Origin of the sequence: Marinobacter sp. (genome assembly GCF_014859525.1) — a bacterium.
In the GTDB taxonomy this organism is placed as follows: Bacteria; Pseudomonadota; Gammaproteobacteria; order Pseudomonadales; family Oleiphilaceae; genus Marinobacter.
In genome coordinates, this window is the sequence record NZ_JACUUB010000024.1 from 14,653 (window position 1) to 36,929 (window position 22,277).

15 protein-coding genes are annotated in these 22,277 nt (G+C 58.8%); 6 read left to right on the top strand and 9 right to left on the bottom strand.

Annotated elements, in window-relative coordinates:
- The first annotated feature begins 75 nt into the window (after positions 1-75).
- Positions 76-1,125 (top strand): succinylglutamate desuccinylase, encoded by a 1,050-nt coding sequence (locus IBX51_RS07255; protein ID WP_291830233.1) that lies wholly within the window; start codon positions 76-78, stop codon positions 1,123-1,125.
- Here IBX51_RS07255 and IBX51_RS07260 read toward each other — a convergent pair.
- Together IBX51_RS07260 and IBX51_RS07265 are read right to left on the bottom strand one after the other, a co-directional pair.
- On the bottom strand, positions 1,097-4,123 hold the full coding sequence (locus IBX51_RS07260; protein WP_291830234.1) for an efflux RND transporter permease subunit: 3,027 nt from the start codon (positions 4,121-4,123) through the stop codon (positions 1,097-1,099). The two genes, IBX51_RS07255 and IBX51_RS07260, sit on opposite strands and share 29 nt — an antisense overlap.
- The gene (locus tag IBX51_RS07265) at positions 4,123-5,205 is read right to left on the bottom strand and encodes an efflux RND transporter periplasmic adaptor subunit (RefSeq protein ID WP_291830236.1); all 1,083 of its coding nucleotides are present in this window, start codon (positions 5,203-5,205) and stop codon (positions 4,123-4,125) included. The genes IBX51_RS07260 and IBX51_RS07265 overlap by 1 nt, the downstream gene beginning before the upstream one ends.
- Before the next feature lie 164 nt (positions 5,206-5,369).
- On the opposite strand from IBX51_RS07265, the gene IBX51_RS07270 reads away from it, so the two are divergent.
- Positions 5,370-6,005, top strand: a complete 636-nt coding sequence (locus tag IBX51_RS07270; protein ID WP_291830238.1) for a TetR/AcrR family transcriptional regulator — start codon at positions 5,370-5,372, stop codon at positions 6,003-6,005.
- Positions 6,006-6,020: 15 nt separating this feature from the next.
- Here IBX51_RS07270 and astB read toward each other — a convergent pair whose 3' ends face one another.
- The 6 genes from astB to IBX51_RS07300 form a co-directional block, all read right to left on the bottom strand.
- Complete coding sequence (gene astB / locus IBX51_RS07275; RefSeq protein ID WP_291830240.1) at positions 6,021-7,361, bottom strand: N-succinylarginine dihydrolase; 1,341 nt, start codon at positions 7,359-7,361, stop codon at positions 6,021-6,023.
- Positions 7,362-7,374: 13 nt separating this feature from the next.
- Positions 7,375-8,850, bottom strand: a complete 1,476-nt coding sequence (astD, locus tag IBX51_RS07280) for a succinylglutamate-semialdehyde dehydrogenase (protein ID WP_291830242.1) — start codon at positions 8,848-8,850, stop codon at positions 7,375-7,377.
- 43 nt (positions 8,851-8,893) lie between these two features.
- Entirely contained in the window at positions 8,894-10,027 is a 1,134-nt protein-coding gene (gene astA, locus IBX51_RS07285) for an arginine N-succinyltransferase (protein ID WP_291830243.1), read from the bottom strand.
- Positions 10,028-10,054: 27 nt separating this feature from the next.
- Positions 10,055-11,071: an arginine N-succinyltransferase gene (locus IBX51_RS07290; protein WP_367166345.1), complete on the bottom strand. Its 1,017-nt coding sequence runs from the start codon at positions 11,069-11,071 to the stop codon at positions 10,055-10,057.
- Between the two features lie 177 nt (positions 11,072-11,248).
- On the bottom strand, positions 11,249-12,463 hold the full coding sequence (locus IBX51_RS07295) for an aspartate aminotransferase family protein (RefSeq protein WP_291830247.1): 1,215 nt from the start codon (positions 12,461-12,463) through the stop codon (positions 11,249-11,251).
- A gap of 59 nt (positions 12,464-12,522) precedes the next feature.
- Entirely contained in the window at positions 12,523-13,956 is a 1,434-nt protein-coding gene (locus IBX51_RS07300) for an exonuclease domain-containing protein (protein ID WP_291830249.1), read from the bottom strand.
- Between the two features lie 179 nt (positions 13,957-14,135).
- Between IBX51_RS07300 and IBX51_RS07305 the strand changes: the two genes are divergently transcribed.
- Entirely contained in the window at positions 14,136-15,263 is a 1,128-nt protein-coding gene (locus IBX51_RS07305) for a porin (protein WP_291830251.1), read from the top strand.
- 79 nt (positions 15,264-15,342) lie between these two features.
- Here IBX51_RS07305 and IBX51_RS07310 read toward each other — a convergent pair whose 3' ends face one another.
- Positions 15,343-16,590, bottom strand: coding sequence for an NADH:flavin oxidoreductase/NADH oxidase family protein (locus IBX51_RS07310; RefSeq protein WP_291830253.1), 1,248 nt, complete (start codon positions 16,588-16,590; stop codon positions 15,343-15,345).
- Positions 16,591-16,801: 211 nt separating this feature from the next.
- On the opposite strand from IBX51_RS07310, the gene IBX51_RS07315 reads away from it, so the two are divergent.
- The 3 genes from IBX51_RS07315 (at position 16,802) to IBX51_RS07325 (ending at position 22,192) form a co-directional block, all read left to right on the top strand.
- Positions 16,802-20,731 (top strand): ABC transporter permease, encoded by a 3,930-nt coding sequence (locus IBX51_RS07315; RefSeq protein WP_291830255.1) that lies wholly within the window; start codon positions 16,802-16,804, stop codon positions 20,729-20,731.
- The gene (locus IBX51_RS07320) at positions 20,728-21,813 is read left to right on the top strand and encodes a hypothetical protein (protein WP_291830257.1); all 1,086 of its coding nucleotides are present in this window, start codon (positions 20,728-20,730) and stop codon (positions 21,811-21,813) included. Before IBX51_RS07315 ends, IBX51_RS07320 begins: the two co-directional genes overlap by 4 nt.
- Positions 21,814-21,946: 133 nt before the next feature.
- Positions 21,947-22,192, top strand: coding sequence for a type II toxin-antitoxin system Phd/YefM family antitoxin (locus tag IBX51_RS07325; protein ID WP_291830259.1), 246 nt, complete (start codon positions 21,947-21,949; stop codon positions 22,190-22,192).
- Positions 22,193-22,277 lie beyond the last annotated feature (85 nt).

Genomic DNA, 22,277 nt, shown 5'->3' on the forward strand with positions numbered 1-22,277 from the left:
CCCGGAAAGCAGATCCTGCCATCTGTCCCCGAACTTTGAGAGGGCTTTCGCAAAGCTCTTTTCTAAGGGGAATCTATGAACGTTTTGAACCACCTCTTCAACTTCCACCCTGACTGGCTGGCGCACACCTTGGCCAGCGCCTCTTCCGATTTACCCGAAACCAAGCACCAACTCCCGGACGGCACGCAGGTTTCCCGTAAAGCCAACGGCGTGCTGTGGCTGACACCGCCAGCGGGACGGGAGAACCCGAACAAGGAGGCGTTAATTGTCTCGGCCGGGGTGCACGGTAACGAGACGGCGCCGATTGAGGTGTTGAACACTCTGGTGTCTGAGCTATTAGCTGGGGAATGGGAACTCGCCTGCCCGCTATTGCTGATACTGGGCAATCCGCCTGCGATGACCGCTGGCACCCGGTTTATCGAGGTAAACATGAACCGGCTGTTTAACGGGGCCCATGGCAAGGCGGACTATGCGGCGTTGCCGGAGGCCCGGCGGGCGCGGTTTCTGGAGGAGATGTGCCGGCAGTTTGCGATGGCACATCAGGGGCTGGCGTTGAGTCATTATGATTTGCACACGGCTATCCGACCGTCGAAACGGGAGCGGTTTGCGTTGTACCCGTTTGTGGAAGGCCGTTCGGTGCCGGCGGGGCAGTGTGCGTTTTTGCTGGAGGCGGAGGTGGAGACGCTGTTGCTGCAACACAAGGAATCCACGGTGTTTTCGTCGTTCACCGCCGGGTTGTTGAAGGCGGAGAGTTTTACCGTCGAGCTGGGCAAGGTGGCGCCGTTCGGGCGGAACGACTTGCGACGGTTTCGGGGAATCGAGCGGGCCTTGCGGCGGCGGTTTGGTGGTCAGCCGGCACCGGCCGTTGCACCGCCGTTTGATCACCTGACGGTGTTTGAGGTGGTGCACGAGATACTGAATACCGGGCCGTCGTTCCGGTTTCATGTGCCGGATGAGGTGGCGAATTTTACCGAGTACCAGCCCGGCACGGTGATCTGGGAGGATGACCAGACCTGCTACCGGGTGGGTACGGCGCCGGAGGCGGTTGTGTTCCCCAACCGGGAGGTCCCGGTGGGGCAACGGGTCGGCCTGATGGTCAGGCCGGGGCGTTCTCGGGTTCGCTGACCGGCAACTTGATCAGCCGGGTGCACACCGCCGGGATCACCAGCAGCGTCAGCACGGTGGACGCCAGCAAGCCGGAGATGATGGCCCAGGCCATGGGTGGCCACAAGGTGGAGCTGGAGAAGGCCAAGGGCAGCAGGCCAGCTACGGTGGTGGCGGTGGTCAGCAAAATGGGCCGGGTGCGGCGTTCTACCGCGGTGCGCACGGCATCGCGGATGGCCTTGCCCCGTTCCAGCTCCCGATCCATCACGTCCAGCAGCACGATGGCGTTGTTCACCACAATGCCCACCAGCGCAATCACCCCCAGCAACGACTGAAAGCCGAAGGGCGAGCCGGACAGCACCAGGCCCGGGAAGATGCCGACGGTGGCCAGCGGTACCGTGAGCAAGATAATCCCGACCCGCCGGAACGAGTTGAACTGCAGCAGCAGGAAGAACAGCAGCAACAGCATACCGATCGGCGCGGCGGTCAGCAGCGCGGTGTTGGCATCGCTGGAGCCTTCGGCGTCGCCGCCCATTTCCAGACGGGTACCGGCCGGCAAAGGCTGCTGGGCCAGCGCCGTATTGAGACCGTCCAGGGCCTGACTGAAGCTGAAGCCGGTGGCCAGGTTGGCGCTGACGGTGTTCACCCTCACGCCATTGCGCAGGTAGCGGGCGGCCGGCTCCCAGGTGGTTTCCACCGTGGCCACCGCCGACAGCGGAATGGCATCGCCCCGATCGTTGTAGGTATTGACCGACAACAGCCGGGACAACGACAACGAGGTACCTTCCCGCGAACGCAGGATTATCGGAATGGGGTCGGCTTCCTGACGATAGCGCTCAGCCACCGCGCCGAAGCTCTGGCCGTACAGGCTCTGAGCCACATCCGCGCGGTTCAGGCCATAGCGAGCGGCGGTGGCGTCATCAACATTGATGGCAATGCTGGGCACGCCAATATCCACATCGTGACGCACGTCGACGGTGCCAGACACCCCTCGCAACAGCGCGAACACCTGCTCAGTGGCCTGGGCCCGGGTATCGTCATCGGCGTGATACACCCGCACTTCCACCGGTGCCGTGCGAGGCGGGCCCTGGCCGAGAATGCCGACGGACAAATCCACTTCCGGCAGGCTGGCCGCCACCTCTTGCCGAATCCAGGGGATCAGGTCATTGGTGTCATCCACCGTTGGTGTGCGAACAACCAGTCGGGCCCGGTTCGGGGCTTGCGGTGCCCGCTGCAGGTTGTAGTAAAACGCCGGGCCGGCATAGCCGACAAACCGGTGCACTTCCAGCGCCTCCGGCCGGGTGCGCACGGCCCGTTCCAGCTGCTCGGTAACGGCGGCAGTGCGGGCCTGATCGGTGCCCTCGGGCATGTAGAGTTCAACAATCACTCTGGGCCGGTCTGCATTAGGGAAAAACTGCTGAGCCATAAACGGTGTCATGCCCAGGCTGATCGAGACCAGCAAGGCACCGGCCAGAATCAGCCGCCCGGGATACCGGTACACCAGCCCACCCAGAAAACGGGCAAGCCCCATCAAACGGTCACCGTGAGTGTTCTTGCGGGGTTTGAGGAATCTTGCGGCTAATAAGGGCACCGCCGAGATCGCCAACAGATAACTGACCGAGAGCGTCAGCATGATCATCACCGGCACACCGCGGGTAAAGTCTGCCGCACCGCCCTTGGCCATCAGCAGGGGCGCGAAAGCGGCCAGGGTGGTGCCGGTAGAGGCACCGAGCGGTCCGGCCAGTTCACCGACCGCTTTTTGCAAGGCATCCAGCCGGCGCATTCCGTCGTCCAGATGGCCCTGAATGCTTTCGACGATCACGATGGCGTTGTCGATCAGGATGCCCAGCGAAATCACCATGCCGATCACCGCAATCTGATGCAGCACGCCGCCGCCCAGGTCATACAGTCCGATGCTGATCAGCGCCACCATCGGCAGGATCGACGCCACCAACAGCCCCATGCGTATGCCCATGCCAGTGAACACCACCGCCACGATGATCAGTACCGACAACACCAGACTCCAGGCCAGATTCACCAGGCGTTCAGACACCTTGTCGGGCTGAAAGAACATTTCCCGGATTTCATAGGGGCCGAACTCTGCCCGTACGTCCTCGACCCGATCCCGGATGCGCTGGCCAAAGCGGATGGCGTCGGTGCTGCCCTCCTCCATGATGATCGACAGCAACACCACGCGCTCGCCATCAAACCAGGTCTCCGGCTGGCGCGGCTCTGCTGGCCCACGCCAGACGTCAGCCGCGGCGGCCAGCGGCACCTGGGAACCATCCGGCAAAGCGATAGGGGTGGCACGGATGTCGTCGATATCGGCAAATTCAGTATTGGGCAAAACGGATAAGCGTTTGCCATCCACCACCACAAAACCACCGGGGATGGTCTGGTTGCGTTGGGCCAGGGTTTCGAGCACACGCTTCGGCGAAATGCCCAGTCGGAACAGTGCAGCATCATCCAGGGCCAGTGTGATCTGCTCATCGGCGTCACCCTCGAGCTCAATACGGGAAATGCCCGGTATGTCAGAAAGGTTCTGTTTCAGACGCTCTGCCACTGAAGAAAGCTCAGTCACTGAAGGCGACCCGCCCACCGCCAAAACCACCGCCGGGATATCAATCAGGCGGTCATCCAGGGTCATCAACCCGACGTCATCGGGAAAATCCTGCCGAGCCCGATCCATGGCCTGCCGAACCCGATCCCAGGCTGGGTCGGTATCGTAAATATGATCCCTGAGCTTCAAACGAGACAACGCAACGCCAGTGCGGGCCGTGCCAACACTGAAATCCAACTCTTCTACCTGGCGCAGCTCATCCGTTAACGGCCGCAACACCAGGCGTTCCACGGCTTCAGCGCTGGCCCCCGGATAACTCACGGTAATAATACCGGCACGGTACGGAAACGATGGGTCTTCCTGCCGGGGCATGGTGCTGTAGGCCGCAATTCCCAACAGGCACAACATGGTTACTACCATGCCCAGTAAGCGTTGATAATTCAGCAATCGGCGGGTCATCAGCGAATCTCCACCGCATCACCATCCACCAGGCGGGTAGTACCGGCATAGACCACCTGATCACCCGCAACCAGATGACCCGGATACACCATGACTCGCTCGCCGATTACCCGGTCGATGTCTACCGGTACCCGTCGGGCAACCCCATCTTGCACCCGGAACACACTGGTACCAGAATCGTTGCGCACCACCGCCAGCAAGGGCACGGTAATGGCAGAGGAACGTACCGGTGTAATGCCCACTTCTACCGGCTCACCCGAACCCAAAGAATGGGCAGGCAGGCTAACAAGCACAGGATGCAACTCACCACGGATAGAGCTGCCCCGGGCGATCTCAATAACGGTGCCGGTTTCCGGCGACCGGTTGCGGTCCTGTACCGACCACACTGGCAGTTCCTGCCCCACACGCAAGTGGCTCAGCAAATGGGCCGGCACCCGGACTTCCACTTCCCTGCCAAGCGGAGAAGACAAACGCATCACCGGCTGGCCAGCCGACACAAACTCATCCCGCTCTACCAGCAAAGCTTCAATCTGGCCGCTAAAAGGCGCTTTTAACACACTCTCTTCCAGTAACCGGGTGGCTTCTGCCAGGGAGGCCTCTGCGGTGGCCATGCTTGCTCTCAGGGAATCCCGGCGGGCAGCGATCTGCTCCAGATTCTGCTCAGAGACCACACCGCGCTGATGCAAACGACTGGAGCGCTCCCATTCTCTCTGGGCCTGATCAAACTGGGTTCTCAGTTCTTCAATGCGTGCCAAAGCGGAATCTCTGGCCGGCTCCAGCGCCGGGTTGTAGAGACGGGCAAGGACATCGCCGGCCTCAACGTTTTGGCCAAGTTCAATGGCGCGCTCTCTCAGGGTGCCACTGACCTGAAAGGTCAGGGTCGCGCGCTGAGCAGCCCGAACAATGCCGGAAAAACGAAGGGGGATTTCTTCAATCTGACCACCCGTTACCTCAGCCACACGCACAGACACACCCGCATGCGCAGACGAATCATTTGTTCCGCCACGGCAACCGGATAACATCAAAGCAACCAGAACAAGACCAACAAGAGTGAATCGCGCATCGCGCTTAATGAGAGACATGAAGATCAGCCCCTTTCCCTGAAGAGGTTAGTTGTTGGTTCCCTGTCCATTGAAAACCGCCGATTATTTTCCGACATCATGTCATTCTTTGACAAATTGTCAATAATCGGTTTTTATCGTCTTTCAGGTATCATGCAGCCATCGCACAGGAACCCGGGAACACCATGAACGAACCCCTGAAGTCACGACGGGAACGGGAAAAACAGGCAAGGTACGACGCCATTCTGAACGCCGCAGAACTGGCGTTTTCCGAGAAGGGCTATGAGCGCACCTCAATGGACGACATCGCCCGCACCGCCAGCCTGAGCCGGGCACTGCTGTACGTCTACTTCAAAGACAAGGCGGCCATTCAGAGGGGCATCATGTTGCGGGCCGGTGAGAGCCTGGTCGCCCGCTTTGAGAATGCGCGCAGCACAGCGGATACCGGCCTGGCTCAGATCCGGGCGATGGGAGAAGCCTACTACCGTTTTTATATTGAAGAGCCGGACTACTTCTCTGCACTCACTAAAGCTTCAACCGCCATTGCAGACGCGGATGAAGATCAGACCAGAGAGATGCTGTGCTCGAAGAACGAGTTGATGACGCTGATGACGGCTGCCATTCACACGGGCCTGGAAGACGGCACCATGAGCCGAGAACGCATCCGTTCTCCCGCACACACGGCACTCTACTTGCGCGGTGCTCTGCACGGCGTGATCATGCTGTGCCAGTCCGAAGCCACTCAGACTACCAGCTTTCCCGCCGACGCGCTGATTCGCCACACCATGGACATGCTCACCCGCTCTATCGCCAGCCAGTAACCGTAACCCGGCTGCTCATAACTGAAAATCGTAAATCGATCCAAGGCCCAGAATGCCGGTAAGCTCGTCCAGCGCCTTGCGCACTTCGTCCAGCAACATCGGGTCGGCCAGGTCCTGCTGGCTGAGTTCACTGCGGTAGTGGGCGTTTACCCAGCTGACCAGTCGGTCGTACAACGCATCGGTCAGGATAACGCCCCGATTAATGGCATGCAGCTCCTCATCGTTGAGTACCACACGCAGGCGCAGGCAGGCCGGGCCACCGCCGTTCTTCATGGACTGCTTTACATCAAACACTTCTACGCTGGTGATAGGGCCATCCGTTTTAACCAGTTGATCCAGATAACGGCTGACCGAGGCCACCTCCCGACACTCACCCGGCACGGCCAGAAGCATGCCATCCGGCGTATTCAGTAACTGACTGTTGAACAGATAGGAGGCCACCGCGTCTTCAATGGGCACATCGGCGGCCAATACCCGGACAGCGACCAACTCAGCTCCGGTCAACCGATCGCGGATGTCGGCCAGCACCCGCTCTTCTTCAAGAAACGCAAGCTCGTGATAGAACAGGCAGTTACCGTTACCCACGGCAATCACATCGTTATGAAACACGCCGGCATCAATAGCCGCAGGGTTTTGCTGGGCAAACACGGCGTGGCGATCACTCAGTCCGTGCAGCCGGGCAACCGACCGGGAGGCCTCCAGCGTTTGCCGGGCCGGGTAAATCGACGGGGCCGGAGCCTGCTCATTAAACGCAACCTGACCATACACAAACAGCTCCACACCGGGCTCACCGTAACGGCTGCACAGGCGGGTATGATTGGCCGCGCCTTCATCTCCGAACTGACTAACCGGGGGCAAGGCCGGGTGGTGGGCAAAATAACTCGCATCGGTGAAGATCGCCTTAAGAATGCGGCCGGTAACCTTGTGTTCAATGGAACGATGGAATTTTGCGCTCAGGTTAGCCGGGGTAAAGTGCACCCGGTGATCGGCGGTATCGGCGCTGGGCGACACCGTGGCGGCATTGGCGGTCCACATGGCAGATGCCGACGAAACCGCCGCGAGAATGGACGGATCCGTGCGCGCAACCTGCTCCAGAATCTGGCGCTCACTGCCTTTAAAGCCCAATCCCTGCAAGGTCGGGAGGTGAGGCCGCTCATGGGGCGGTAAAACACCTTGCACATAACCCCGGTCCGCCAGCTGCTTCATTTTGGCAAGGCCCTGCAGCGCGGCCTCTTTCGGATTGGCAACCACGTTCACATTGGATTTGGACGCCACATTGCCCCAGGACAAGCCCGCGTAGTTATGGGTCGGCCCTATCAGCCCGTCAAAGTTCGCTTCAACCGCGTGTTTCACCATAGCTGGCTTCCTGTCAGTCAAATGTCAGGCCTGGCGACAGGCTCTCAGGCAGTTCGCTTTTGTTGGCCTCCAGCGACGCCATTGGCCAGGCGCAATAGTCCGCCGCGTAATAGGCACTGGCCCGGTGATTGCCGCTGGCACCCACACCACCAAACGGCGCTGCACTACTGGCACCGGTTAACGGCCGGTTCCAATTCACGATGCCCGCCCGCACTTCCTCTACCAGACGGTTATACAGCTTTCTGTCATCGCTCAGAATACCGGCCGACAAACCAAAACGAGTATTATTGGCCAGCGCCAGAGCATCATCAAAACTCTTGTAGCGGTAAACCGTCAGCAGTGGTCCAAAGTATTCCTGGTCGTCGAGTTCCACGCCGGTGGCATCGATAATACCCGGGGACAAAAGACCGGTGTCTGGCTTCAGTTGTTTCATCTCAAGCAGGGATGCAGCCCCTTTGTCCAGCATGCCGGCCTGGGCCTGCAGCAACTGGTTGGCGGCCTCCGCAGAGATCACCGAACCCATGAACGGTTGGGGATCGGCATCAAATTCCGCCACCTGAATGTTGGAGGCCACGGCCACCAGTCGCGCCAGAAACTCATCACCCTTTTTACCCTTGGGCACCAGTAGCCGGCGGGCGCAGGTGCAGCGCTGCCCGGCCGACATAAACGCCGACTGGATGGTGTGGTGAACGGCACCGTCCACATCTGCCACGTTTTGCACAATAAGCGGATTGTTACCACCCATTTCCAGTGCCAGAATTTTCTCCGGCTGGCCACCGAACTGCTCGTGCAGTTTATGGCCCACATTGGAGCTGCCGGTAAAAAACAGCCCGTCCACCATGCCGTGCCGGGCCAGACATTTGCCGACATCGGCACCGCCTTGCACCAGATTGATCACGCCATCCGGCAAGCCAGCTTTCTCCCATAGCCGGACGGTCATTTCCGCCACACCGGGGGTCAGCTCACTGGGCTTGAACACCACGGTATTGCCGGCCAGCAACGCCGGTACAATGTGGCCGTTGGGCAGGTGACCAGGGAAGTTATACGGCCCGAACACTGCCACCACGCCGTGAGGACGATGGCGCAACACCGCGTGACCGCCCGCCACATCGGATTCCGAATGCCCGGTGCGCTCGTTGTAGGCTCTGATCGAGATCGGAATCTTGCCAATCATTGCCGCCACTTCCGTGCGGGACTCCCACAAAGGCTTACCGGTTTCCAGACCGATCTGATGCGCAAGGCTCTCTTTGTTCGCCTCCAGTTGTTCCGCAAATGCTTCGATCACCGCCTGGCGCTCAGCAAACGTCTTCCTGCGCCAACTGAGGAACGCCACCCGCGCTTCCCGAACAGCCGCATCCACGTCTTCGAGGCTGGCTCCACTGCCATCCCAGACAGTCTCTCCCGTGACCGGCTGTATCGATTCAAACGGCAGCCCGTGGCCCTGCATCCAGAGTCCGTCGATGTATAGATTACCTGACAGATTTGCCATGATTGTTCACCTCCGATTCGGAAATAAGCCGAGGGCTGCGCTGCTAATCCTGAGCGTGTCGGCTTCGATAGTTGCGAAGCCGGTCGAGGATCTTCTCATCCTCATCGGCCTGCCCCCTTAAGGGATGCATGGGTGATAACGCTCCTTCCTTCAAGGGTGCAAGACGCACCGGATCACCGGATTCCACCAACAAGGCCTCCGCCACATCGTGGGGTATGCGCACGACATCCGGCCCGATGCAATCGATAGGCAGAGTGGTCACCCGAAAATCCCGGAACGACCGGTTACAGATCATCACCCTGTGTTCCGGCGGCACATCCAGATCGATCGGCTTATTAATCACCATGGCATGGCGATTAATCGATTCTCGAACCGTCCGGATGTTGCTCACAAAGGCTTCGACCAAAGGACCACCGTCAAAGATATCCACCAGACCGTTAAAATTGAAACCCTCCGCCTGCAGCATCTTTAATGCCGGACGGGTGTTGTCGTGCACCATGCCGATGACCGCCCGCGCAACATCCGGCAGCATCGGTAAATAGATCGGGTACTTGGGCATCAGCTCGGCAATAAAGGATTTGTTACCCAGGCCCGACAGCGTATCGGCCTGAACAAATTCCATATCAAAGAATTTGCTGCCCAGTGCATCCCATAGCGGACTGCGCCCCTGTGGATCAGACACGCCACGCATTTCAGCAAATACTTTTTCTGAGAAGTGTTTGCGAAACTCATCCAGAAACATGAAACGGCATCGGGACAGCAGTAACCCATTACCCCCACCCTGATAGTCGCCCGCCAAAAGCAGAGAGCAGATTTCGGTAGTGTCAGTCATGTCGTTGGACAGGTGCAGTGTGGGCGTTCGCACATGCACACCCAGCTCCCGGGAAGCATTCACGGTGACACTCAGGCGGTAGTTGTAAAATACCTCTTCCAGGCCCACCCGAGCCTCTATGCCGCTGATGCCCACAACTCTTGCTGTGACCGTATCTTCCAGGGCAAACAGGTACAGGCCGGCCTCCGGCGCACAACGCTGATTAAAGGATTCCCGGGTACGTTCAATTTTGCGCTGCAAGAGACCGCGATCTGCCGGCAGAGTCGTCAGCCCCTTACCGGCCTTCTCGGCCATCCCGTAAAGATCATCAAGATCGGTTTCCTGCAATGGGCGGATCACCAACATGTTATGGCCTCCACTGCTTTGTTGTGTTCATAACGGCGAGATCCTTACCGGGTCTCCGGCATTGCAGTTGAGTGCGCGCCAGGTGCTGACAGGCACTTTAACGTCGTCTGCCAGAGTTTCGGCCACCGGGGTCAGCAGGCAACGGAAACCGGCACCCTCACCGGCGCTGATCAGGCAGGTTTCGCCGTCGGGCCCTTCGCTGCCGTGCAGGGTTTTCTGCTGGCTGGTCACCAGGGTTTTCAGGCTATCGGTGCGGGCTTCCAGGACCGGCCCACCGTCGAAGATGTCTAGGTAGCATCCAGTTTGAAAGCCTTCCCGCTGCAGCAGGCTGTAATTGGGCTGGGTCAGCGGGTGCGGCTCGCCCAGTGCGGCTTGTGCCGGTTCGCTGAGCAGGGTGACGTAGACCGGGTTGGGGGGCATGAGTTCGGCGATGAAGGTTTTGCTGAGCTGGCCGGAGTGCCGGTCGGCGGTTTCGAAATCCATGTTGAAGAAGTGCCGGCCGAGGCTGTCCCAGAAGGGCACGCTGCCGTCGTTGTGCTGGACGCCCTGGATTTCGGACACTATACGGTTGCTGAACCAGTCGCGGTGGCTGGCGATAAACAGGATTCTGGCGCGGGAGAGCAGTTCGAAAGCCGGTGTTTCGCGCAGTTCAGGCCTGAGGGTGAAGGCGCACAGCAGGGTGAGGTCGGTGAGTGCGTGGCTGGGGTAGAGTACTTCTACACGCCGGGAGACGTTGAGTTGGTGGGAGGCGTGGATCAGGTAATCGCGGCGGTAGTTGTAGAACGGTTGGCCGTTGCCGGCCCGGGTGTCGATGCCTGCGGTGCCGGCGATCTGGCCGGTGTCGGTGTTTTCCAGGACGAAGAGCAGTCGGCGCGGGCGGTTGTCTTTGCTTTGGCTGGCGAGGTCAGATTGGGACTGGGCGATTTTTTCTGCCAGGGCCGTTTCGGTGTTGGGCAGCGTGGACGATAGTCTGGCGCTTTGGCTGCCAGCTATATCGAGTATTTGCTGCAGGTCATCGGGGTTGGCTGGTCTTACTTGCCACATGCTTTGCTCCTGCTGGCGTTCCGCGTTCGGCGACCGGCACTGCACCGGGAACCCCTTTCCGGAAACCGCTACAAGCACATCCATGTGCGCTTCTCTCAGGCCATCCTTGGCCTTCGAAATTTCCGGAAAGGGGTTCCCGGCCCAGCGCCTACTCTTGTGGCAGCCGTCAAAAACTTCTTACGAAACGACTTTCTTCACTGCCGCCTCAAAGCGCTCCAGCGCATCCTCAATATCCGTTTCCGGGATGATCAGCGAGGGAGCGAGCCGGATTACGTTGGCGCCTGCCATCAGCACCATCACGCCTTCATCCAGGCCAGCGCTCAGGAAATCTTTGGCTTTGCCTTGCCACTTTTCTGTCAGCACACAACCCAAGAGTAGACCAGCTCCGCGCACTTCGGAAAACACACCGTAGCGTTCGCCGATATCCATCATGCCTTTACGCAGTTTGTCAGAGCGGGCTTTGACGCCTTTGAGGATGTCTGGCTGGCTGACGGTGTCGATGACTTTCTGGGCCACAGCGCAGGCCAGTGCGTTGCCGCCGTAGGTGCTGCCGTGGGTGCCAACGCTGAGGCTTTTGGCAGCTTCGGCGGTGGTGAGCATGGCGGCGACCGGGAAGCCGCCGCCCAGGCCTTTGGCGCTGGTGAGGATGTCTGGCACTACGTTGTACATTTCGTAGGCGTAAAGGTAACCGGTGCGGCCGACGCCGCTTTGCACTTCGTCGAACACCAGCAGGGCGTTGTTGTCGTCGCACAGCTGGCGCAGGCCTTTGAGGAACTCTGGGTCTGCTGGCATTACGCCGCCTTCGCCCTGGATGGGTTCAACCACCACGGCGCAGGTTTTTTCTTTGGAGATCAGTGCTTTTACCGAATCCAGGTTGTTGAACTCGGCATGGTGAATACCACCCGGGGCTGGCTCGAAGCCTTCCAGGTATTTGGGCTGGCCACCCACGCTGACGGTGAACAGGGTGCGGCCGTGGAAGGAGTTGGTGAATGAGATAATCTGGTGTTTCTCAGGGCCGTAGTGATCCCAGGCATAACGACGGGCCAGCTTGAAGGCGGCTTCGTTGGCTTCGGCGCCGGAGTTGGCGAAGAAGACGCGGTCGGCGAAGGTCTGCTCACACAGGGTTTTGGCCAGGCGCAGGGCGGGTTCGTTGGTCATCACGTTGGACAGGTGCCAGATTTTTTCGGCCTGTTCGTGCAGCACGCCCACCAGGCCCGGATGGCAATGACCAAGGCTGGTGACGGCAATACCGCCCTGAAGGTCCACAAACTCCCGTCCTTCCTGATCCCACACGCGGGAGCCCTCGCCTCGTACCGGAATGATGTTACCGGGGGCGTAGTTGGGCACCATTACTTCATCAAACAGTTCGCGGGAGACAGGTTCTCTGTTCATGTATCGCTCTCAGTGACTCATTGCTAAGTGACGGGGTGAATGCACCCATAATACGCCACTCAGGGCATAAGAACAGCCGGTTGCGTTAAAGGTGCCAGTTGGATGATTCGATGCTGCTCGCGGTCTCGGCCAAGCAGGGCTTTGACCAGCAGTTTGTAGGAGTCGAGATCGAAGGTGACCGGCTCCGGGCCGGGCTGGAAGTCTTGCAGTTCTTGCTCGTTGTGCACAGTGGCGATGTGTATCCAGTTCCAGATCACCAGAATGTCTGTGCGGCCGGTGTCCGGGTTTTCTTCCACCAATCCGACAGCACCCGGCCAGGGCCAGGTTTTCAGGCGCAAGGCATGGAAGGCGATCTGCATGCGCAGGTTATAGCGGGTGGTATCTTCTGCACCCTCGCAGGCGCCCTTGCAGCGGCCCAGGCTGCGCTGAAAACAGGGGCCCGGGCGGGCAGGTTCCAGGCCCAACCATTTACCGCACAGGTCGTTTTTGGCCGCAATACCGCGAATGGCCGACCGGGCGTCCCGCTTGCTGCGGAACAGTCCGAAATAGTCACCCAATCGATCCGGGGCTATCTCCCGGACCAACTCTGCTTGCAGGTAACCGTCGGCCTGAGTGCGCAGCGCAATGCTGACCAGGCTTTTGGCCGCTCGGGATCGCCGGTTGTAGAGCGGGCTGAGGGTTTTGATCTGTTTCAGCTCTAACAGCAGTGCGCCCAGCTCGCCGGCGGTTTGGGTGGTTTCTACCCGGCGCAGGCTTTCAGACATGCGCAGACCGCGGCTGGACTGATAGTCGCCAGAAAAATGCGACGCCACCCGCTGGGCAATGTTGGTGCTTTTGCCCACGTAGAGCAGCACATCGTTATCACCGTAAAAACGATAGACACCCGGTGAGTGAGGCAGTTCGGCGAAAAGCTCCGCAGGTGCATTCGACGGAGTGCTCTGGCGCTGTAGCAATCGCTGAATGGCAATAGTGATCACACCTTCGCCATGCTCTGCCCGAGCATGCTCGAAGAACGCCAGCATGGCAGACACGTCGCCCATCGCTCGATGCCGTTCCACCTGAGGCAGGTGGTGCCTGGCGATAAGCGCGTCCATGTTGTGCCTGGCGGCTTCCGGGTACAGTGCCCGCGAAAGCCTGACCGTGCACAGCACCCGAGCACTGAACGCACGGCCCAGCCGGCGGAATTCGGATTTAATAAAGCCGTAATCAAAGCGGGCGTTGTGGGCAACAAAAATGACACCGTCTAGCTGCCGCTCAAGCTCGTCCGCGATGTCAGCAAACAAAGGCGCCTCGGCCACCAGAGCATTCGAGATGCCGGTCAGCCTTTCAATAAAGCCTGAGATACGGATTTCCGGGTTGAGCAACGCCTGCCATTCCCCAACCACCTCACCCGCCCGCCAGAACCGGATACCGATCTCGGTGATCCTGTCTCGCTGCGGGTTACCGCCGGTGGTTTCGATATCAAGGAAAGCAAATGTTTCTTTTTTAAGCATACCCGGGAGCTCTTTCATCTTTGGTCGTACGACCACTTGTCAAAGCCGGATGCGCCAAATTAACGTCTTCCGGATTATAGACATTGGTCTAAAAAAATTCCGATTGTGTTTGAAATGTCATGAAATCGTAACTACCTTGTTCGTGGGTCCGATAACAATAGTTCATGGAGACAACAACGATGCAAAGCAACAAGTTAAGAATGGCCATTCGTGCGACAGCAGCGGCGGCGGTGTTTGGTGTAGCCAGCCAGGCTGGCGCGGTAAGCTTCAGTGCCGGGGATTACGAGGTCGACGTATACGGTTACGCTCGCTTGAATGCCAGCTATGACATTGACAGCAATCAGGCAAGCCAGTTCGGCAGTCGCGCAGGCTCCTTCGAGGACCTGGCCGGCAATGATGATGCCGCTGACGGCCATTTTGGCGCAGACGCTTTCCAAAGCCGTCTGGGCTTCAAAACTGTTTCCCCAGAAGGCGTGAGCGTGACCGTTGAAGGCGACTTCCGTCCGGGCAACCTCCGCCTGCGTCACGCGTATGGTGAGTACAATGGCGTTCTGATGGGCCAAACCTGGTCTAACTTCAACAGCTTTGTCGGTAACACATCAACCCTCGATTTCGACTCTTTGCCTGGTTTGGCGGGTATTCAAAACCGTGTGGCTCAAGCGCGCTACACCACCGGCCCACTGTCGTTCTCTTTGGAGCAGCCGAAGAACTCTATTGTGGACTCAGACCATAAGAAAGATGGCATGCCCGCCTTTACCGCCCGGTTTGAAGAGTCACAAGGCGGTTTGTCCTACAGCGCCGCGCTGCTGGCCCACCAAGTTGGCTACGACGATGGCACCAACGATGACGACGCCTTTGGCTTCGCCACCTTCGTTGCTGCCAAAATGCAGCTGACCGACATGATCACCCTGCAGGGCACGCTGACCTATACCGACGGTGCCAACAGCTACCTGTACCGTTCTGGCGAGGACTTCGGTGCCGCCAGTGCCTATGTGGCTGGCGGAAGCATTGAAACCCTCTCCGGCTACGGCGGCTCCATCGGTGCCGGCATCAACCTGGGCGGCGGTCGCAGCTTCAACATCGGCTATGGCTATGTTGAAGTTGATTGGGACGATGCCGTTGATGATGGCGTTGCCGACGTTGGCGATCAAAGCGAAAGCAACCAGGCCGTGATGGCCAACTACCAGTGGACACCGGTCAAAAACGTCATGATGGGCGTTGAGTACCAGTACCTGAAGCGTGAAAACGTAGACGGCACAGACGGCGATGCTAACCGCATCCTGTTCGCTGCTCAGTACAACTTCTAACTTCCTTTAGACGTTGACTCAGAATCACCCCGGCTTCGGCCGGGGTTTTTCGTTCCAGGAGGAACGTACCGCCCTGAGCTCATGCCCGCAATCGAGTACGAACACCCCGGGTGGTCATTACAGCGAGTACTTCCATTAACGACAGAATCCCACGGTCGTGCTGTTTCGGTGCTTTGCCACGGGCAATGCGGCCGATCTGCCGGGTGTACCAGCTCACTTCCATCAGGGCCATGTCGTCAATCAGGCGAATCCCGGTTTTGATGGGCCGCACGGCACTGGTCACCTGCTCACCCATCATGATCCGGTTCGGCAAATCCGGTTCCACCACCAGAGGCCGGGCCAAGCCGACAAGATCTGTAGCGCCGCTGGCTACCGCGTCCGCCATGCCGCTTTCGGTTCGGAAACCGCCCGTCACCATCAGGGGCACTGCGGTAAGCTGGCGAACTTTCTCTGCGAACTCTAAAAAGTAGGCTTCCCGTGCCTTTGTGCTGGCTTTAACCTCGCCATTCTCTCCACCTCTGGCCATGGCCGGGTTTTCGTAATTGCCGCCGGAGATCTCGATCAGATCTATCCCCTCGGCCACCAGTGCCTCAATCACCGCCAGCGATTCTTCCTCCGTAAACCCACCCCGCTGAAAATCCGCCGAGTTAAGCTTGATCCCGATATTGAAACCGTCGCCGCACGTCTCACGGATAGCGCGGTACACCGCCAGCACAAATCGCCGGCGGTTGGTAGCAGAGCCTCCCCACTCATCGGTGCGCTGATTGTGATGGGGTGACAGGAACTGACTGACCAGATAACCGTGAGCACCGTGTATTTGCACTCCGTCAAAACCGGCTTTTTTCACCACCGCCGCACTGCGTGCAAAGCGCTGGATAATGTCTTCAATCTCTGGCCCGGTCAGCGCACGCGGGGTGGCAAACATGCCTCGCAGTTCTTTCTTGAACGGGATCGCACTGGGCGACACCGGATCGCGGTTCAGGATCTTTGGGCTCTGCTTGCCAGGATGATTCAGTTGCACCCAGATTTGCCGACCGCCCACCTGCCCGGCCTGCGCCCAGGCCGACAGCAACTCCAGATCGGATTCGTCTTCAACCACCACGTTCTGCGGCTCCCCGATGTGCCGGCGATCAATCATCACATTGCCGGTAATCGACAGACCGGCGCCGCCCTCCGCCCAGGCCCGGTACAAGGTAACCAGCTCTTTGGTGGGGTGATTATCAATGGTGCCCAGGGTCTCACTCATGGCGGACTTGGCAAAACGGTTGGGCAAGGTGGAGCCATTCGGGAGCTTGAGGGGTTGGGCGAGACGTTCGGCGGGGTTCATAGGTGGCCTCTGATGGTTGTTGTCGTTCCATGAGGCTGATGGTGGGCCTGTTCGACGGCCATAGCATTGGCCGTCGAGACAGTGGGCTCGCCATACATCACAAATTCCGGAACTGATAAGTTCGTTGATGTGACATCACAAACCGGGCCATATAAAATCGGACCCCATTGAGGCAAGAAGCTTCTCTCAGCCATTGATAAGGAATGTCACCATGAGCAATCTGGCCCATAGCCGCCTTTCCGACGGCCCTCCCTGCACCTTCTGTGATTTCATCGTCGCTGTGCTTGGCAACAACCACAGCCAGGAGCAACGCCCGGTGGTTTTTCAGACGGCAGAAGCTCCGTTCCCCGGGGTTGCACGGCGCCTGCCGGATGGTATACAGAAAAGTTATCTGCGCGAGGTCAGCAACGCGGAATCCGCCCTGCACATCTGGCCCTGGCGCAATCAGCCTGCCAGCCGGGCGGTGCTGGAAGTGGATGTCGAAACCGGTACGCCGATTCACCTTCCGCTCACAGATGCTCCGGCGCCCGAAAGCATCCATTCCGAAACCACCGCCAATATCCTGATGCCCACCGTGCCCATGGCCTGGGTACGGGGAATGAATCACGAAGGCAAACACCTGACCTGGCCAGCTCTCGCCCGCCCCGGGTTTCTGTATCTGTTCCGCAACGGCACACTCTGGCGAGAGCTGCAAATTGCCTGGGAAGGCAACCGGCCGCAATTCCGCGACATAAGGCTCGCGGACCATCGCACGGAAGACGGACAAGTTACCGAAGACCGCCGGCCCGCCATGGGCAAACCGCTGGCCGATGTCTGGGTACCCGTTCGCCTTGACGGCCAGGACCAGTCCCTTGAAGCCGCCTTCAGCGAATCTCCCCTCTCTGCAGCGCGGCTGAATTACCTGCAGAGCGATTCCGGGCTTCGACATTACCGGTGCAGCCAGTTCCGGGACCTGTACCCCGCCGACCAACCCCAGATGGGCTTTGCCCGCTGGCCAGATGCCGCTAAACGAACCGTATTCCGATTAGACAAAGTTGAAGCGCAAAGGCCCAGGGCACCAGCCAAAGAATGGCAGTTTGAGCGGCCCTGGGAGTACCTGGCCGATACCACCGGAACCTACGCCGGCAAAGCACTGGATATGGCGGCCAGCCTTTATGAAGAGTGGAATGCCGGTGAGCGCACCGAGCCCCTGGCCCCCTTCGAACACCCCGAGCCAGCCGCGCTCGGCATTGCGATTCAAAAAGATCTGGACCGCGCTAGCGAAACCCCAGCGAAGCGACCATTCAGCTACGATGAGTGGCGAACCAGCGATGGCCAGACAGACGCCCTTGAAGATTTGAGAAACCGGGGCGTTTGCGGCCTGCGCATTGAAGATCATTTTTACGAGATGCGGCACCAGCAAGCACGCATCAACACGGCGCGCCATCTGCTGGAACTGTGTGCCGAAAAAGCCCGTAAAAATGCGCAACTGGAAAACGCCCTCCTGGTAAACCAGATCATCCTGCCGGGCCGGATCGGTCGCCAGAAGAACCCGCTGTTCAAATACAGGCTGGCGTTGCCATCCAGCGGCCGGCAAAAGATTCGCCGGGTGCTGATGGCCGAAGAGCGCATCCTGGGCCAACACTACCTGACCCTGGCCCAGGCCAAACTGCTGCAATGCCTGAAACGCCAGCCCTATCAACAAGCCCTGGCGGACCTGTTCAGCACCGAAGATTTCGACTATGCCGGCGCTTTCCGTTGCGCCGGGCATTTTATCAGCGACACTCTGGAGCCCGCCTGCAAGCAAGACCCACTGGACCCGGAACACAGCCAGCCCAGCCCGGACAGCGACGGCAAAGCCTGGGTAAGGTCGCTGTGTACCGAACAGGCCGCCGCCAGTGCCTCGAGAGAGGAAGTCTCTCTCGCCCGCATGTTGTGGCCGCAAACCACACCAGGCAGCCAAACCGAACCCTACCAGCCCCCGGAAACGCCCGAACCCAACGATGGCACGGGTGTATTCCGGGGCGCCGCCCTTGCCGCCCTGGAAAAGCTGGATTTGCCGGAGGATTTGAGCAAAATACTGACGGTGGAAGGACTGCGTTTAGCGGATGACATTCAAAGCGGCGCACTGACCACACTGATGCTCGCGGGCATGAACTCCGGCATGAAGGCATTGGACAGCTCGCACAGTGAACTGCACCAGTCCATCCGCTCCGCCATGGCCGCATTGGAGAACAACGACCGACAACTCCAGAACCTGACCGACGAACAAACCCGCCTGGCCCAGCGCCGCGCAGCCCTGAAAGCAGAGCACGACGCGGCCAGCCGGGAATGGATGAATCGCAACAGCGACGAAGCATTCAGGAAAGAACAGGCCGCCGCCAAAGCCCTCAAAAACTTCGATGACGCCAGTGCCCGGCTGGAACAGCAACACGCCCAAACCCGGCAGGCTATCCAGCAACGCCTGATGGCCCAGCGCATTGCCGCCATGGCGAACCCGATGGAAGGTATACGCCGCGCCATGCCGGAAATGCTGCCCGATTTACGGCAAATGCCCCTGAGCGACGCCATTGCCCAAGGCAAATACGTACTCGGCCTGGAAGACCTGGGGCCAGACGGCGCACGCTATAACCCGCAAACACCCGCCGCAGGCAAAGCCCTGGTTTGGACCCTGAGCCGGGACAAGCCCACCACCCAGGCTATCCAGGCACTGACCCGGGCCGAGAATCAGCTGACCCTGGCACGCCGGGCCCTGGCCGAAGCCAATGGCAACCACAAAGAACTCAGGGCGAAGTTGCAGGCGGCCCAGAGCCGGTACAATCAGGTGATCGACGAACTGAAACAGACCGGCGGCCGGATTCGGGATATCAATGCGGAGATACGCAAGCTGGAGGGCGAAGCGAAAGCCCACCGGGTGGACCTCAACGCTGCCGAGCGAAGCCGGTTGCACCGGGTGCTGAATACTCCGGCATTGCCATTGGTGGTGTTGGCTATTGAGGCGGTTAATGTGGCGAATGCCCTAAGTAACGAAGACCAGATTGCGAGGGAGCGTGGGCGCCTGAGAGCGATCTCGGGCTCGGTTAGCTCATTGTACGGAGCTGGACTGGCGCTAATTCTTCTTTCAGAACGATTTGCAAATGAGGCAAGCAGAAAAAGAATCGCTTCAATACTTCAGCACCGGTTTAAAGGAGAAGGCTCCAAATTCATTGCAAAAATCTTCAGAGCAGAAGCTCTCACGGTGAAAATGTTACTCGGCGGCATTGGCGGACTAGCCCTAACCGGCATCAGCTTATCTGACACCATCTACGCCATAAACACTGGGGATCAGGCAGCTCTCGGTCACGGCATCATTACTGTGGGTGGTTTGGTGACAACACTCTCCGCATTGGTACCCGCCCAACTCACTCTACTCGGTATGGGACCTCTGGGCTGGGCCGGTCTCTGCCTGATCCTTGGGGGTGCGGTACTTGTTGCTCACTATGAAGACGAACCTATAGAGAACTGGCTCAAAAACGGCCCTTTCGGCGAGCATGACGGACTGCCGCATCTGCAAGGCGACAACAACGCATCGGAAGCCTGGTACCGGCTGGTCTACTTGCTCTCTCAGGTTCGGGTTTCAATATACCCGATTCCGGAAATCACCCGCGTAACGCTGAAACGCCAGGGGTTGGCCAATCATGATCTTGCCCAGGCAACACATCTCATCCGTCTTGAGAGTAATCTTCCAGGCTTGACCGGCTTCACGGAACAACAAATGACGTTCAAACTTCAACTGCTTCGCCACCCGATCAGACAAGATGGCAATCACTCTGTTCGCCTGCCCACCCAGCCAGTTCCGGAAAGCGAATTACAAAGTCATATTATTCGGAAAGGTGCCACCCCGGACGGCTACGAATACATTGTCAGAACACCTGCCAGCCATGCGGAAACCACCAAGTTCCTTGGCATCCCTTTCAGCAGCCGCAATGTGAGCTACTCCTGGCAACCAAAAGCCCAAATCCGTGTGGAAACGAGCATTCGGGAACTCGCGTTCCCCGCACCGCCACCCAAAGATTCAACCCTTTACGACGCCAGAGACAATGAGCATACGGAGCCGGACTTCAGCGAGAAAAAGCAGCTTTTCTGGATTAACGAATTCAACAACCCGGGAGCCACGGGATGACAACCGATAAACCTTCATCGGGATATTACGGCCCGAAGGCCTACGATTCCGAACGCCTCCCCCAACAAAAACGCCCGGCACCGGGCGCCAATCCGGCACTGCCCTGGTTTAACCAAAAAGCCGACCGGAAACTGCCCTGGGGCCACACAGAGGATGTGGCCCCTCAGTCTTATCGGGCGGATTATTCTCCAGCGACGCTCAGACGTTTCGAGAGAGAGCCGAATCATTTCGCCAACATTGATTTCCACCAGCGTATTGACCACGAGCGCTATCGCCATGCGACGGCGGCACTAAGAACCCGCATCCTTTTGTTTTTCAATGCCTTCGGTAACCCTTTTGTCATCGCATTTATGATGCTGCCGGTAACAATTGGCTTTTTCTCCCACTGGAGACTTAGCCCACCAGACGAAACCTTTGGCCAGATGTTGATTGCTTTTATCCCAATTCTGGCCATTTTTGTAGGGCCCCTTATCGCCTGCAACCTCATCCCCACCGCCCTGTTCAAACTCTTCCCCCGACAGCTCATCAAGCCAGACAAAGGCCCGCTGTGGGAACTCAATCGCCGCACGGGTCTGGTGACGGTTTTTCACTACGATAAAAAAGGAGTCTGGGGCAAAACCGGTCAGCCAGAAGAAGAGTCAGCACCGTTTTACGAGTTCGATGCCTACACCTCCAACGAACTGATCCACGGCGGCGGGGTGGTGCATACCCTGTACCTGGCCCACCGGTACCGCAACATCCTGATCCCCATAGGCACCCTGATCGGCAAAACCAACCCCGAGGAATGCTACGCCCTGTGGGACATGTTTCAGAACTTCATGGACACCAGCCGGCCGCTGCCGGACATTCCCCTCTGGGAAGAGCATCGCGCCAATGACCCGGTCACCGCCGAACACGACCGGCGAACAAACCGGCCGCCCCGTTACTGGCGGGATATGGATAACGAAACCTGGAAGCAGAAGAATGAGGAGATGGGACTTCAGGTACTGCGGCTGAACAGCCCGGGGCGGCTGGATATCATGAGGAATAGCTGGGTGTCCTCACCAAGGACACGCCGGCAACGAAAGGCTTCAGCAGAGTAGATACCTTACGCCAGCCATAAACGGCGACCCGACAGGGGCATCCGTCGGAGGCCGAAAGCCAGAACGAGCCTGATGACTGCGTTAGGGCTGATGATGCATAGTTGTACGAAATATCCGCACATAGAGGTGCTTCATGGACACAATCAGTGTAAACAAGTTTAGAGGTAACCTGAAAAATGTTGTTGAACAGGTAATTAGTCAGCATGAACCGGTCAAGGTTACGCGCCGAGCCGGAGAAGCTTTCGTGGTGATGAGTGCTGAGGACTGGGAGCGAGAGCAGGAAACCCTTCACGCTCTCCAAAGTAAGAGCCTAATGCAGCAAATTGGTAGAGATTTGGCCAGGCTCAACGCAAAGACGAGAAAGCCGCCCCGCAACTAAAAAGCTACGGAGCGGCCCTCGACTCAGGACTACAACAGCAGGGTACGAATATCCCCCAACAACTGCGTCAGCAGGTTGGTAAACC